This window comes from Ensifer sp. VA4, assembly GCF_055710065.1.
In genome coordinates, this window is sequence record NZ_JBVQPO010000005.1 from 148,274 (window position 1) to 160,730 (window position 12,457).

Consider the following 12,457-nt stretch of genomic DNA (forward strand, 5'->3'; position numbering starts at 1 on the left):
GAGCCTCCCTTGAGACTCACCAGCCTAGAGCGTAAGGTCGCGATGTTCAATATTTGTTCCCGATATGCCCGACAGCGCTGCTCAATCTCCAGGCTTCTGCCGCGACTGCCTCAAGGAACAGGCCGGTGGCGCGCGGCGCTGCACGGCCTGCGGCAGTCCACGCCTGCTACGCCACAGCGAGCTCTATGATCTGACATTGGCGCATATCGATTGTGACGCCTTCTACGCGTCGATCGAAAAACGCGATGATCCGGAACTTGCCGACAAGCCGGTGATCATCGGCGGCGGCAAGCGCGGTGTGGTGTCCACTGCCTGCTACATTGCCCGCATTCACGGCGTACGTTCGGCCATGCCGATGTTCAAGGCGCTGGAGGCCTGCCCACAGGCCGTGGTCATCAAGCCCAACATGGAAAAATACGCGCGTGTCGGCCGCGAAGTCCGCACGCTGATGCAGGAGTTGACGCCGCTGGTGCAGCCGCTGTCGATCGACGAGGCCTTTCTGGAACTCAAGGGTACCGAGCGACTGCATCACGATCCGCCGGCGCGTACGCTCGCGCGCTTCGCCCGACGTGTCGAGCAGGAGATCGGCATCACCGTCTCCGTCGGCCTCTCCTACTGCAAGTTTCTCGCCAAAGTGGCTTCCGACCTGCAGAAACCGCGCGGCTTTTCCGTCATCGGCCAGGCCGAGGCGCTGGAGTTCCTGAGGGAAAAACCGGTCACGCTGATCTGGGGCGTCGGCAAGGCTTTCGCCAATACCCTGGAACGCGACGGCGTGCGCACGATCGGGCAATTGCAGACAATGGAGGAAGCCGATCTCATGCGCCGCTACGGCACCATGGGACAGCGGCTCTTTCGCCTGTCGCGCGGGCTCGACGAGAGAGCGGTCGAGATCGACGGCGAAGCCAAGAGCGTGTCCTCCGAGACGACGTTCAATGACGATATCGCGCGTTACGACGATCTCGTGGTGCATCTCCGGCGCCTTAGCGAGCAGGTAGCGCATCGGCTGCGAAAGTCCGAACTCGCCGGCCAGACCGTCGTTCTGAAACTGAAGACGGCCGACTTCAAGATCCGTACCCGCAACCGGCGACTCGACAGCCCGACACGGCTCGCCGACCGCATCTTCCGCACCGGGCTGCAACTCCTGGAAAAAGAGGCGGACGGCACGAAGTACCGCCTGATCGGGATCGGCGTCAGCGATCTCTCAGCCCCGGATCTTGCCGATCCGCCCGATCTGGTCGACCCCGCGGCAACCCGCCGGGCCGCGGCCGAAGACGCCATGAACAGGCTGCGCGACAAGTTCGGCAAGGCCAGCGTCGAGACCGGCTATACCTTCGGCACCCGGAAACGCGATCCCTGAACGCGGACACAGCGCGATCACGCAACCTTGATGTGGTACGCACACGGGCTGGATGAATTCTTTAAAGATTGCAGGCTAGGCTCGCTCGCCAAGTCACGTGTTGGGTTGAGTGTATGGTATCGCGTTTCGCTCTCACCGCCAGCTTCGTTGCTCTGCTCTTGTCACCGGCCACCGGGTTTGCAGGCAGTCGCGGGCCGCTACAGATCATCGTCTCGAAAGACCAGCAATCGCTCGTCGTCTATGACGGCGACGCCGTGATTGCGACGTCGCCCGTATCGACCGGCAAGGCCGGCCATGCGACGCCGACCGGCATCTTCTCGATCCTGGAAAAGCGGCGCCATCACAAGTCGAACATCTACTCGAACGCGCCGATGCCCTTCATGCAGCGGCTTACATGGTCGGGTATTGCGCTACACGGGTCCAACCATGTGCCCGACTACCCCGCCTCGCATGGCTGCGTGCGCCTGCCGAGCGCCTTCGCCGCCTCGCTTTACAAGATGACCGAGCGCGGCGTGCACGTGCTGATTTCCGACCGGCAGATAACGCCTGCAGAGGTCAAGAGCGCCCTGCTGTTTCGCCCGGCTCCCTCGGAAGTCCTGCCGCCGCTTTCCGATGTGCCGCTGAGACCCGCAATCAGTCAGGCTGGAGATACGCCGGTCGAAGTCGCGATGACAGAACCGGCAGGTGGAGCGGCGGGCGCAGTCAAATCGACGGCAGAACCGATCCGTATCCTGATCACCCGCAGCGATGCGCGGGACGCCATGCGTGAAGTCCAGGCGTCGCTGGAGTTCCTCGGATACGCACCCGGTACGATCGACGGCCACGCAGGACCGGCGACGATTGCGGCGCTTCGCGCCTTCCAGACGAGCGAAGGGATCGAGAGCGACAGCAAGCTGACGCCGGAGTTGACCGACAGGCTGTTGCGCAAGGCCGGCCGCATGCCGCCGCAGAACGGCAAGATCCTCGTCCGGCAAGGCTTCAAGCCACTGTTCGAGGCGGGGCTCACGATCGACAAGCCGGAGGAAGCGCTGGGAACGCATTTCCTTCAATTCCGCCACAATGAAGAAGAAGGCGCTGAAGGCAAATGGTTCGGCGTTTCGCTCGAGAACCACCTGCCTGCCTCGACGAAGAAGCGGCTCGGCATTTCCATCGACGCCGATCCCTTCGCCTATAACGCAATACAGCGGACGCTGGCGCGGATGACGATATCAGACGATGTTCGCAAGCGGGTCGAAGGCCTCTTGGCGGAAGGCTCGTCGCTCTCGATCGCCGACACGGAAAGCGGCCTGGAGACCGGCCAAGGCACCGATTTCATCACCATCACCCGAGCGCGGCCCGGCGACTGATCGTAGGCCTATACGGGAAACGCGAAACAACCACGGGCCGTCGCCGCTCGCCTTGAAGAACCTGCGCGTCCGTTCTGCGCTTCAACAAAGGGGAAAGATCAAACCAACTCGACGTCGACGACACCCGGCGCCGAGCGCAGCGCTGCAGCGATCTCCGGCGAGATCCGGAACTTCTCGCTCAGTTCCACCTCGATCTCGCGCTGGCCGTTGTCCTTGATGACGACGAAGGAGACGAGGCCGTCGCCCCTGGTGTTGAGGTGCGAGGCGATCGATTTCAGCGGGCCGGAATCGCGCACATAGACGCGCAGCGCCTTCTGCAGCTGCAGCGATTCCTCCTCCAGCGAGCGCAGTGTCTGGATGCGCAGGCCGATGCCTTCTGGCCGTTCTTCGGCGGCAACGGTCATGACGAGCGATTTGCCCGGCTCCAAGAGGTCACGATACTGATGCAGCATCTCGGAGAAAAGCACGGCCTCGAATTGGCCGGAAGAGTCCGAAAAGGCGATGATGCCCATCTTGTTGCCGGTGCGCGTCTTGCGCTCCTGCTTCGAGGTCACCGTGCCAGCTAAGCGGCCGGCGGTTGCCCCCTTTTTCACCGCGCCGGCGAAATCACCGAAGGTCTGCACGCGCATCTTGGCGAGCAGCGCATTGTAGGTGTCGAGCGGATGGGCGGAGAGATAGAAGCCCAGCACCTGGAATTCGCGATGCAGCTTTTCCGAAGCGAGCCAGGGCGTGTAGGCGGGCAGCGCGATTCGCTCCGGCCCGGTTGCTGCCCCTGCCCCGAACATGTCGCTCTGGCCGCTCGTCTTGTTCTCCTGCGCGCGCTGGGCGAAGCCGAGGATGCGATCGAGCCCGCCGACCAATTCTGCCCGGTCATAGCCGAAGCAATCGAAGGCGCCGGCGGCGATCAGGCTTTCGAAGACGCGACGGTTGAGAAGCTTGGGGTCGATCCTGAGGCAGAAGTCCTCGAGACTCGCGAAGGGGCGGTCGCCGCGCACCTCGACGATATGCTCGACCGCGGATTCGCCCACGCCCTTGATCGCGGCGAGCGAATAATAGATGCGGCTTTCGCCCGTCTGGAAATGCCGGAACGAGGTCTGCACCGATGGCGCGATTACTTCAATGCCCAGCCGCTTCGCATCCTGGCGGAAGTCGTTGACCTTTTCCGTGTTGGACATGTCGAGCGTCATCGACGCCGCCAGAAACTCCACCGGATAGTGCGCCTTCATATAGGCGGTCTGGTAGGAGACAATCGCATAAGCCGCGGCATGCGACTTGTTGAAGCCGTAATTGGCGAACTTGGCGAGCAGGTCGAAAATCAGGTCCGCCTGCGGCTTCGACACGTCATTCTTGACAGCGCCGTCGACGAAGCGGGCACGCTGCTTGTCCATTTCCTCCTTGATCTTCTTACCCATGGCGCGGCGCAGAAGATCGGCCTCGCCGAGCGAATAGCCTGAGAGCACCTGGGCGATCTGCATCACCTGCTCCTGGTAGACGATAACGCCCTGCGTTTCCTTGAGCAGATGGTCGATCTTCGGATGGATCGATTCGACCTCTTCCTCGCCATGCTTGCGGGCATTGTAGACCGGGATGTTCTCCATCGGGCCCGGGCGGTAGAGCGCCACGAGCGCGATGATGTCCTCGATGCAGTCGGGCCGCATGCCGATCAGCGCCTTGCGCATGCCGGCGCTTTCCACCTGGAACACGCCGACGGTCTCGCCGCGCGACAGCATTTCGTAGGTCTTCGGATCGTCGAGCGGAATGCTCGCGAGATCGACTTCGATACCGCGCTGCTTCACGAAATCGACCGCAACCTTCAGAACGGTGAGCGTCTTCAGGCCGAGGAAGTCGAACTTGACGAGGCCCGCCTGTTCCACCCACTTCATGTTGAACTGGGTGACCGGCATGTCGGAGCGCGGATCGCGATACATCGGTACGAGCTGCGACAGCGGCCGGTCGCCGATCACGATGCCGGCGGCGTGGGTCGAGGCGTGACGGTAGAGGCCTTCGATCTTCTGGGCGATATCGAGAAGGCGGGCGACCACCGGCTCCTTCTCGGCTTCCTCCTGCAGGCGCGGCTCCTCCTCGATCGCCTTGGAGAGCGGCGTCGGATTGGCCGGATTGTTCGGCACCAGCTTGCAGATCTTGTCGACCTGGCCATAGGGCATTTCAAGCACGCGGCCGACGTCGCGCAGTGCGGCGCGCGCCTGCAGCGAACCGAAGGTGATGATCTGCGCCACCTGCTCGCGGCCATATTTGCGCTGCACGTAACGGATCACCTCTTCGCGCCGATCCTGGCAGAAGTCGATGTCGAAGTCGGGCATCGAGACGCGTTCAGGATTGAGGAAGCGTTCGAACAGCAGCGAGAAGCGCATCGGATCGACGTCGGTGATCGTCAGCGCATAGGCAACCAGTGATCCTGCACCCGAGCCGCGGCCCGGCCCGACGGGAATATCGTGCTGCTTCGCCCATTTGATGAAGTCGGCAACGATCAGGAAGTAACCGGGAAACTTCATGCGCTCGATAACACTGAGCTCGAAGGCCAGGCGCTCGCGATATTCCTGCTCGCTATAGCCGGGCGCCATGCCAAGCTTGGCGAGACGCTGTTCGAGCCCCTCCTCCGCCTGTCGGCGCAACTCGGCCGCCTCCGCGCGCTCGGCCTCTTCCGGATCCGCGGTGGCGCCGGTAAAGCGCGGCAGGATCGGTCCGCGGGTCTTCAGCATGAAGGAGCAGCGCCGTGCGATCTCGACGGTGTTTTCCAGCGCCTCGGGCAGATCGGCAAAAAGCGCCGCCATTTCCTTGCGGCTCTTGAGATAGTGGTCCGGCGTCAGGCGGAAGCGGCTGTCGTCCGAAACCATGGCGTTGTGTGCCACCGCCATCAGGGCGTCATGGGCATCGTAGTCGGACGGCGACGGGAAGAAGGCCTCGTTGGTGGCAACAAGGGGAATGTCGAACTTGTAGGCAAGGTCGATCATCCGGCTCTCGTGGCGCCGGTCGTAGCCTCCGTGCCGCTGCAATTCGATATAGAGACGATCGCCAAAGAGATCATGCAAGGTTTCAAGGCGCGCCTCGGCCAGCGCCGTCGAGCCAGTCTTCAGGGCCAAGTCCACCGGACCGCCGGACGCGCCGGTCAACGCGATCAATCCGTCCGTACCGTTTTCGGCAAGCCAAGAACGCGTGATCCGGGTCGCCTGATTGCCCTCGCCGCTGAGATAGGCTCGACTCACCAAGTCGACGAGCCGCGTGTAGCCGTCATCCGTCGCAGCGATCAGGACGATTGATGGCAGCTTCGCGAGTTGTTGCGTGTGGCCGCGCCGTTCGCCATCCGCCTCGTCTTCCATGTCGATGGAAAGCTGGCAGCCGGTAATCGGTTGCAGTCCATCGCCGGCTGCTTTCTGCGAAAACTCGAGCGCGGCAAAGAGATTGTTGGTGTCGGCGATCCCGATCGCCGGCTGATTATCGGCAACCGCCTTGCCGATGACCTTCTTCAGCGGCAGAGCGCCTTCGAGCAGGGAGAAGGCCGAATGAACACGCAGATGTACAAACTGCGGGTCCGTACCAAGCGCCTCGCTCGATGCTGCTTTGCCGTCGTCTGCCATTGTTCGCACCCTGATTCCTGTCCGGTCGGCAGGATATCCCGCTTATCACCCGACATGTCCAGTTTCACCTGACACGTCATCCCCCTTATTCAATCCCGGGGGCGGAAATTGGGAGGTGGGTGGGACGAAATGTCAGCGCTCCTCAGAGGCCGAGCGCGATGAAAGAGATGCTTGCGATGAAAAGGCTCATCGAAGCGAAGGCGGCGAGGTCACGAACAAAATCAGTCATAACATGGCTCCTTTTCCGTTATGTTTTTACTTTGTTCCATTTTTGTTCACTCGTCAAGCGATGCACAGGCGTTCTATTCACGATGGTTAACACGGCAGGCGAATGCCGGTTAACCGGTAAGGAAGCCGCTTGAGGAACGCGCCCCGCCCGCCTATCAAGAGGAACAACCAAGCGGAGCGTTTCGACATGCATGCACGCCTGATTCTACTCTTGCTGTTCCTGTTTCCGGCGGTCGCCTCCGCGACGGAAACGATCGACCCTGCCCGGATTGTCTCCGCCGCAACCGGCGACTGGGATAAGGACGGAGATACGGATCTCGCCCTGATCGTGCGGCCCGCCGAGGGCAGCGACGACGACAACGGCGTCTATGTTTACCTCACAGGCGACAACGGCGCGCTCGGTTTGAAGTCGGTCATCCCGAACAAGATTTGGGGTCAGTTCGATCTTGCCGGGCAAGCGCCTTCGGTCGAGGCGTTGCCGAACGGTTCGTTGATCATCACCAGCCACAACGACGCCATAGGCCGTGACCGCTGGGAACAGAAATTGACGGTGGCATACCGCAACTTCGACTTCGTGGTCGCAGGTTACACCTACTCGTCCTACGATACGCTCGCCCCCGACAACACCGCCCAATGCGACCTCAACGTGCTGACGGGCAAGGGCAAGGCCAACGACAAGCCCATTGCCGTGAAAGGCGAACTCGTCCTCCTCAAGGACTGGCACGACGATCGCGGGCAGAAGGCTTGCGGCATTCAATAACCAGCCATTCGTTCCCTTTATGTTCTTTACAGCTCTCGTGCATTGCGGCATCTTGAGTTCGGAACAGATAGGGAACGATCATGACCGAACTCAAGGGACTCACGGACTTCATCGTAGAGGCCAAAGCCAATGCCTATGTGGGCGGCGGCATGATGCGTGCTTCTTCGCGTCCGGGCTCCCACGACATCGGTTACGAACGTGATCGCTGGCGCTATCTCGACAGCTATTTCGGTGGGACTGACTTTGCCGGACAGGAGACCGTCTGGCAGGGGGAGGAACCCCGCTGGGCAATGAACTACTTCGGCCGCATCATCCGCCCCGATCTCATCGATGGAGAGAAGGCCGGGCTTGTCATCAAGGCTGCGCTGCAGGCGATGTATCAGGAAAAGCGGCACTTCCTCGGCGGCATGGAGTTTCGGCATGCGCATGGCTACTATATCGATAGTAGCCGTGGTGACACCGCACATTTTTCCGGCCACGAAGTCATCTTCGTCGATGGCGAGGAAGCTTACGAACTCGACTATCGCGGCGGTCTGATCAGGCGTTAAGAGCAAGGGCAGAAGACGCGCGTCCATCGAGCCTCAGGGCAGACGCTCCGGGCAACCTAAAGACGCGGGCTGAGCCCGCTTGTCCTGTACAGGTGAAAGACAGCGCGAGGCAACTGACGATCAACAGGCCGGCCGCCACGCGGTCAGTTCATCTCGACAACCTTGCCGTCCTCGATCGTCACACGGCGGTCCATCAAGCCGGCAAGCTCATGATTGTGCGTCGCGATCAGGGCAGCAAGGCCCGACTGGCGCGCCAGCGCCTCCAGCGCTTCGAAGACATAGCCGGCGGTTTCCGGGTCGAGATTGCCCGTCGGCTCGTCCGCAAGAAGCACGAGCGGCACATTGGCGACGGCACGCGCAATCGCGACGCGCTGCTGCTCGCCGCCGGAAAGTTCCGCCGGGCGATGGTCGGCGCGGTGACCGATGCGCATGTAGTCGAGCAGCGCCCTTGCCCGATCGGCGGCCTCAGCCTTGGGCAGGCCGGCGATCAGCTGCGGCATCATGATGTTCTCGAGTGCCGAGAATTCGGGAAGCAGGTGGTGAAACTGGTAGACGAAACCGATCTCGTTCCGGCGGATCGCCGTGCGCCGATCGTCGTCGAGCCCACCACAGGAGACGCCGTTGACCAGCACCTCGCCACCATCGGGGCGCTCCAAGAGGCCGGCGACGTGCAGAAGCGTCGACTTTCCGGTTCCCGAAGGCGCGACCAGCGCAACCGTCTCGCCGCTTCTCAACGTAAAATCCGCACCCTTGAGGATGGGCAGGTACGTTTCGCCTTCCCCGTAGTGTCGCTCGACGCCGGAAAGCTGCAGTGCCACGCGCGCATTCATTCAGTTGATGTCCTTGTCATTCGTAACGCAGGGCCTGCACCGGATCGAGGCGCGAGGCACGCCAGGCCGGGAAGATCGTGGCGAGGAAGGAAAGCGTGAGTGCCATAACGACGACGAGCACGGTCTCATCGGCATTCATATCGGCCGGGAGCTGGCTCAGGAAATAGAGTTCCGGACTGAAGAGTGTGGTTCCCGAGATCCAGGAGAAGAACTGCCGGATGGATTCGATGTTGAGGCAGACGACGACGCCGAGCGCCACGCCGGCGATCGTTCCCGCCACGCCGATCGCCGCCCCGGTCATGAAGAAGATGCGCATCACCGAGCTCGAAGTTGCACCCATCGTTCTGAGAATCGCGATGTCGCTGCCCTTGTCCTTCACCAGCATGATCAGGCCCGAGATGATGTTCAGCGCCGCGACCAGCACGATCAGCGTCAGGATCATGAACATCACGTTGCGTTCGACTTCGAGCGCCGAGAAGAAGGTCTTGTTGCGATCACGCCAGTCGGTGATGAAGATCTGCCGTCCCGCGGCATCCTCGATCGGCTGGCGCAGTTCGTCGACGACATCCGGATGCTCGACGAAGATCTCGATCGACTGCGCGAGCCCCTCCGCGTTGAAGAAGAGCTGCGCCTCTTCGAGCGGCATGAAGATGATCGTCGAGTCGTATTCCGACATGCCGATCTCGTAGATCGCCGAGACGGTATAGGCCTTGACACGCGGGTTCATGCCGAGCGGCGTCACGTCACCATTGGGCGATGTCAGCGTGATCGTTCCGCCGACGCGGATGCCGAGTTGCTCGGCCATGCGCGAGCCGATCGCCACGCCGGAGCCGGAGGCAAATCCCACCATGTCACCCGACTGGATGTGGTCGGAAACCGACTTCATCTTGCTGAGATCGTCGGCGCGGATGCCGCGCACCAGGGCGCCAGTGGAACTATCGCCGACGCCCTGGGCCAGGACCTGGCCCTCGACCAACGGGATCGCCATGGTGACGCCCTTGACGCCCGAGAACTTGGTCGCCAGTTCCGCATAATTGTTGAGCGGTCCGTCGATCGGCTGGACGATCATATGACCGTTGATGCCGAGAATGCGGGAGATGAGCTCGGTGCGGAACCCATTCATCACCGCCATCACGATGATCAGCGTCGCGACGCCGAGCATGATGCCGATGAACGAGAAGCCGGCGATGACCGAGATGAAGGCTTCCTTGCGCCTGGAGCGCAGATAGCGCCAGGCTACCATGCGCTCGAAGGCGGAAAAGGGACGGCTGGAGGACTTTTCAGGCTGCGCTGCGGCCTGCACCTGATCTTGCACCACGGCGGTCATCCTGCCTTCCCTCGCCTCATTACTTCGTTGCGATCAGCTTGTTGATCGCAGCTTCCACGGTCATCGTCTCGCGCTCACCGGTCTTGCGATCCTTGACCTCGACTTCGCCGTTGGCGACCGAACGCGGACCGACGATGATCTGAACCGGAACCCCGATCAGGTCAGCCGTCGCGAACTTCGCACCGGCGCGGTCGTCCGTGTCGTCGAGCAGGGCATCGAATCCTGCCTTGCCGAGTTCGGAGTAGAGCGTCTCGCAGGCTCCGTCGCAAGCGGCGTCGCCCGCTTTCATGTTGATGATGACGCCGTCGAACGGCGCGATCGACTTCGGCCAGATGATGCCGTTGTCGTCGTGCGAGGCTTCGATGATCGCCGGCACGAGGCGGGTCGGCCCGATGCCGTAGGATCCCATGTGCACGGCGTGCTCCTTGCCGTCGGGGCCGAGAACCTTGGCGCCCATGGCTTCGGAATACTTGGTGCCGAAATAGAAGATATGGCCGACTTCGATGCCGCGCGCCGACATGCGATCGCCCTCGGCAATCGCATCGAAGGCTGCCTCATCGTGCATTTCCGATGTCGCCGCGTAGCGCGACGTCCACTTGTCGAAGATCGCCTTGAGGCCGGCGACATCATCGAAGTTGGTTTCTTCGCCGGGGATATCGAAGCCGAGGAAATCCTTGTGGCAGAAGACTTCGGATTCGCCGGTGTCGGCGAGGATGATGAATTCGTGGCTCAGATTGCCGCCGATCGGGCCGGTATCGGCACGCATCGGAATGGCGCGGAGGCCCATGCGCGCGAAGGTGCGCAGGTAAGCGGCGAACATGCGGTTGTAGGCGTGTTCGGCCCCCTCCCGGTCGAGGTCGAAGGAATAGGCGTCCTTCATCAGGAACTCGCGCGAGCGCATGGTGCCGAAGCGCGGGCGGATCTCGTCACGGAACTTCAATTGGATGTGGTAGAGGTTGAGCGGCAGATCGCGGTAGGACTTCACGTAGGAGCGGAAGACGTCCGTGATCATTTCCTCGTTTGTCGGACCGTAGAGCATCGGGCGATCCTGGCGATCCTTGATGCGCAGCATCTCCTTGCCGTAGGCGTCGTAGCGGCCGCTTTCCTGCCAGAGCTCTGCGGACTGCAGCGTCGGCATCAACAGTTCGATCGCGCCCGAGCGGTTCTGCTCCTCGCGGATGATGGCATTGACCTTGTCGAGGACGCGCTTGCCCAGTGGCAGCCAGGTATAGATGCCCGAGGACTGCTGCCGGATCATGCCCGTACGGAGCATGAGGCGGTGGGAAACGATTTCCGCTTCCTTAGGATTTTCCTTCAGGATGGGCATGAAAAAGCGGGACAGGCGCATGACGGGTTCCAGAACTTGATGAACGTCGCACTATCGGCGGATTCGGGCGAAATGACGTTGAACTCCGGTGCCTTCTTTGCCGATAGACTGGCAAGGGCGACCGTCGCTTCTCGGGGGTCGAGCTCTCCATTATCCATCGCCGGCAAAGCCAGCGTGAACCTTTAGGAGCCTTGCGTTCATAGCTGCTTCGCAGGCGGAAGAAAACCCTGCTCTCAGACCATCGCCGGAAAGATCGGAGCCGCTGATTTTGAGGGGGAAGGACCGCAAAGCCTGCGTCAAAAGAGCACGCTAGTAACAAGATTACGACAGGAATTGTCAACGGGAATATTTTACCCAACTGTAGCAAAAATGCAAAAAAACAGGATGACACAGCTTAATGTTTGGGCTAATTTCGGCTCACAAAACAGGCATGAAGACTAAATTCTTGCCGACTTTCGCGGTCAAGTCTTGGGAGGATAAGATCTTAGGCGCGCTTAGTCGCTGCCGCCGGCAACGGATGAAAGATCACGCGAAACTTGAAAACAAGGCTTTCAGCCTTGTTTTTTTTTGCTTTACGCGATCCAGCGCGATCACGAAGCAGCAGCAAGAATTGAACTATGTCAATTTGGCGACAGTCAACCCCGTGATTGCTCTGGTTCCGGCCACAGCGTCGCGCCGGACGTCATCGCGACGCCGCAATCCAGCCTCGATATCCTGAAAAATCTTCGCTCGCCCTGCGGCTCCGCTCAGCCCATCCGCTCCCGCGGAAACTCTCAATAGAATTTCGGGTAAAACCGCGGAATGGAATCGATGCCGTAGCCAAGTTTGACCGAGACGACATACCAGGCGATCTGGATGACGGCGGCGATGGCGGTGGTCAAAAGCACGACCCGTTTCGCATTGAACTTGGCCGGCGCGCTTTCGACGCTTCCCGGGACGACGCTGTTTTCTTCCGCCTGCGTGCGCACTCCCAAGGGGAGAACGGCAAACAGCGTGATCCACCAGATGATGAAGTAGATGGCAAAAGTTGAAAACAGCGGCATTTCCGGCTCCCGGTGAAGGCAATCGACGTAACGGCCAAAGGCCATTTCGCCGCGACTTCCGCGACATTCTGTCCGCCTTATAGCGCCGCCTGCCC

At 61.2% G+C, this 12,457-nt stretch carries 9 protein-coding genes; 4 read left to right on the forward strand and 5 right to left on the reverse strand.

The features are described from left to right. The first annotated feature begins 64 nt into the window (after positions 1-64). Entirely contained in the window at positions 65-1,357 is a 1,293-nt protein-coding gene (locus AC0C6X_RS10135) for a DNA polymerase IV (RefSeq protein ID WP_173516198.1), read from the forward strand. 113 nt (positions 1,358-1,470) lie between these two features. Further along, positions 1,471-2,703, forward strand: coding sequence for a L,D-transpeptidase family protein (locus tag AC0C6X_RS10140; RefSeq protein WP_472952934.1), 1,233 nt, complete (start codon positions 1,471-1,473; stop codon positions 2,701-2,703). A 98-nt stretch (positions 2,704-2,801) separates the two neighbouring features. On the opposite strand, the gene dnaE is transcribed toward AC0C6X_RS10140, so the two are convergent. Continuing rightward, complete coding sequence (gene dnaE, locus AC0C6X_RS10145) at positions 2,802-6,299, reverse strand: DNA polymerase III subunit alpha (RefSeq protein WP_472952935.1); 3,498 nt, start codon at positions 6,297-6,299, stop codon at positions 2,802-2,804. A 415-nt stretch (positions 6,300-6,714) separates the two neighbouring features. Between dnaE and AC0C6X_RS10150 the strand changes: the two genes are divergently transcribed. Together AC0C6X_RS10150 and AC0C6X_RS10155 are read left to right on the forward strand one after the other, a co-directional pair. After that, a complete protein-coding gene (locus AC0C6X_RS10150; protein ID WP_173516195.1) occupies positions 6,715-7,287 on the forward strand; it encodes an FG-GAP repeat protein in 573 nt (190 codons plus the stop codon). A gap of 80 nt (positions 7,288-7,367) precedes the next feature. Then, entirely contained in the window at positions 7,368-7,835 is a 468-nt protein-coding gene (locus AC0C6X_RS10155; protein WP_173516194.1) for a DUF5680 domain-containing protein, read from the forward strand. 143 nt (positions 7,836-7,978) lie between these two features. Here AC0C6X_RS10155 and AC0C6X_RS10160 read toward each other — a convergent pair whose 3' ends face one another. The 4 genes from AC0C6X_RS10160 to AC0C6X_RS10175 form a co-directional block, all read right to left on the reverse strand. Then, complete coding sequence (locus tag AC0C6X_RS10160; RefSeq protein ID WP_247957755.1) at positions 7,979-8,665, reverse strand: ABC transporter ATP-binding protein; 687 nt, start codon at positions 8,663-8,665, stop codon at positions 7,979-7,981. 16 nt (positions 8,666-8,681) lie between these two features. Beyond that, the gene (locus tag AC0C6X_RS10165) at positions 8,682-9,992 is read right to left on the reverse strand and encodes a lipoprotein-releasing ABC transporter permease subunit (RefSeq protein ID WP_173516192.1); all 1,311 of its coding nucleotides are present in this window, start codon (positions 9,990-9,992) and stop codon (positions 8,682-8,684) included. A 19-nt stretch (positions 9,993-10,011) separates the two neighbouring features. After that, the gene (gene proS / locus AC0C6X_RS10170) at positions 10,012-11,340 is read right to left on the reverse strand and encodes a proline--tRNA ligase (protein ID WP_173516191.1); all 1,329 of its coding nucleotides are present in this window, start codon (positions 11,338-11,340) and stop codon (positions 10,012-10,014) included. 752 nt (positions 11,341-12,092) lie between these two features. Then, on the reverse strand, positions 12,093-12,362 hold the full coding sequence (locus AC0C6X_RS10175) for a DUF1467 family protein (RefSeq protein ID WP_247957756.1): 270 nt from the start codon (positions 12,360-12,362) through the stop codon (positions 12,093-12,095). Positions 12,363-12,457: the final 95 nt, after the last annotated feature.

Coding starts and splice junctions, on each gene's coding strand:
- AC0C6X_RS10175 (WP_247957756.1), bottom strand. CDS start 12,362: ATGCCGCTGTTTTCAACTTTTGCCATCTACTTCATCATCTGGTGGATC.
- AC0C6X_RS10140 (WP_472952934.1), top strand. CDS start 1,471: ATGGTATCGCGTTTCGCTCTCACCGCCAGCTTCGTTGCTCTGCTCTTG.
- AC0C6X_RS10155 (WP_173516194.1), top strand. CDS start 7,368: ATGACCGAACTCAAGGGACTCACGGACTTCATCGTAGAGGCCAAAGCC.
- AC0C6X_RS10150 (WP_173516195.1), top strand. CDS start 6,715: ATGCATGCACGCCTGATTCTACTCTTGCTGTTCCTGTTTCCGGCGGTC.
- dnaE (WP_472952935.1), bottom strand. CDS start 6,299: ATGGCAGACGACGGCAAAGCAGCATCGAGCGAGGCGCTTGGTACGGAC.
- AC0C6X_RS10135 (WP_173516198.1), top strand. CDS start 65: ATGCCCGACAGCGCTGCTCAATCTCCAGGCTTCTGCCGCGACTGCCTC.
- AC0C6X_RS10160 (WP_247957755.1), bottom strand. CDS start 8,665: ATGAATGCGCGCGTGGCACTGCAGCTTTCCGGCGTCGAGCGACACTAC.
- AC0C6X_RS10165 (WP_173516192.1), bottom strand. CDS start 9,992: ATGACCGCCGTGGTGCAAGATCAGGTGCAGGCCGCAGCGCAGCCTGAA.
- proS (WP_173516191.1), bottom strand. CDS start 11,340: ATGCGCCTGTCCCGCTTTTTCATGCCCATCCTGAAGGAAAATCCTAAG.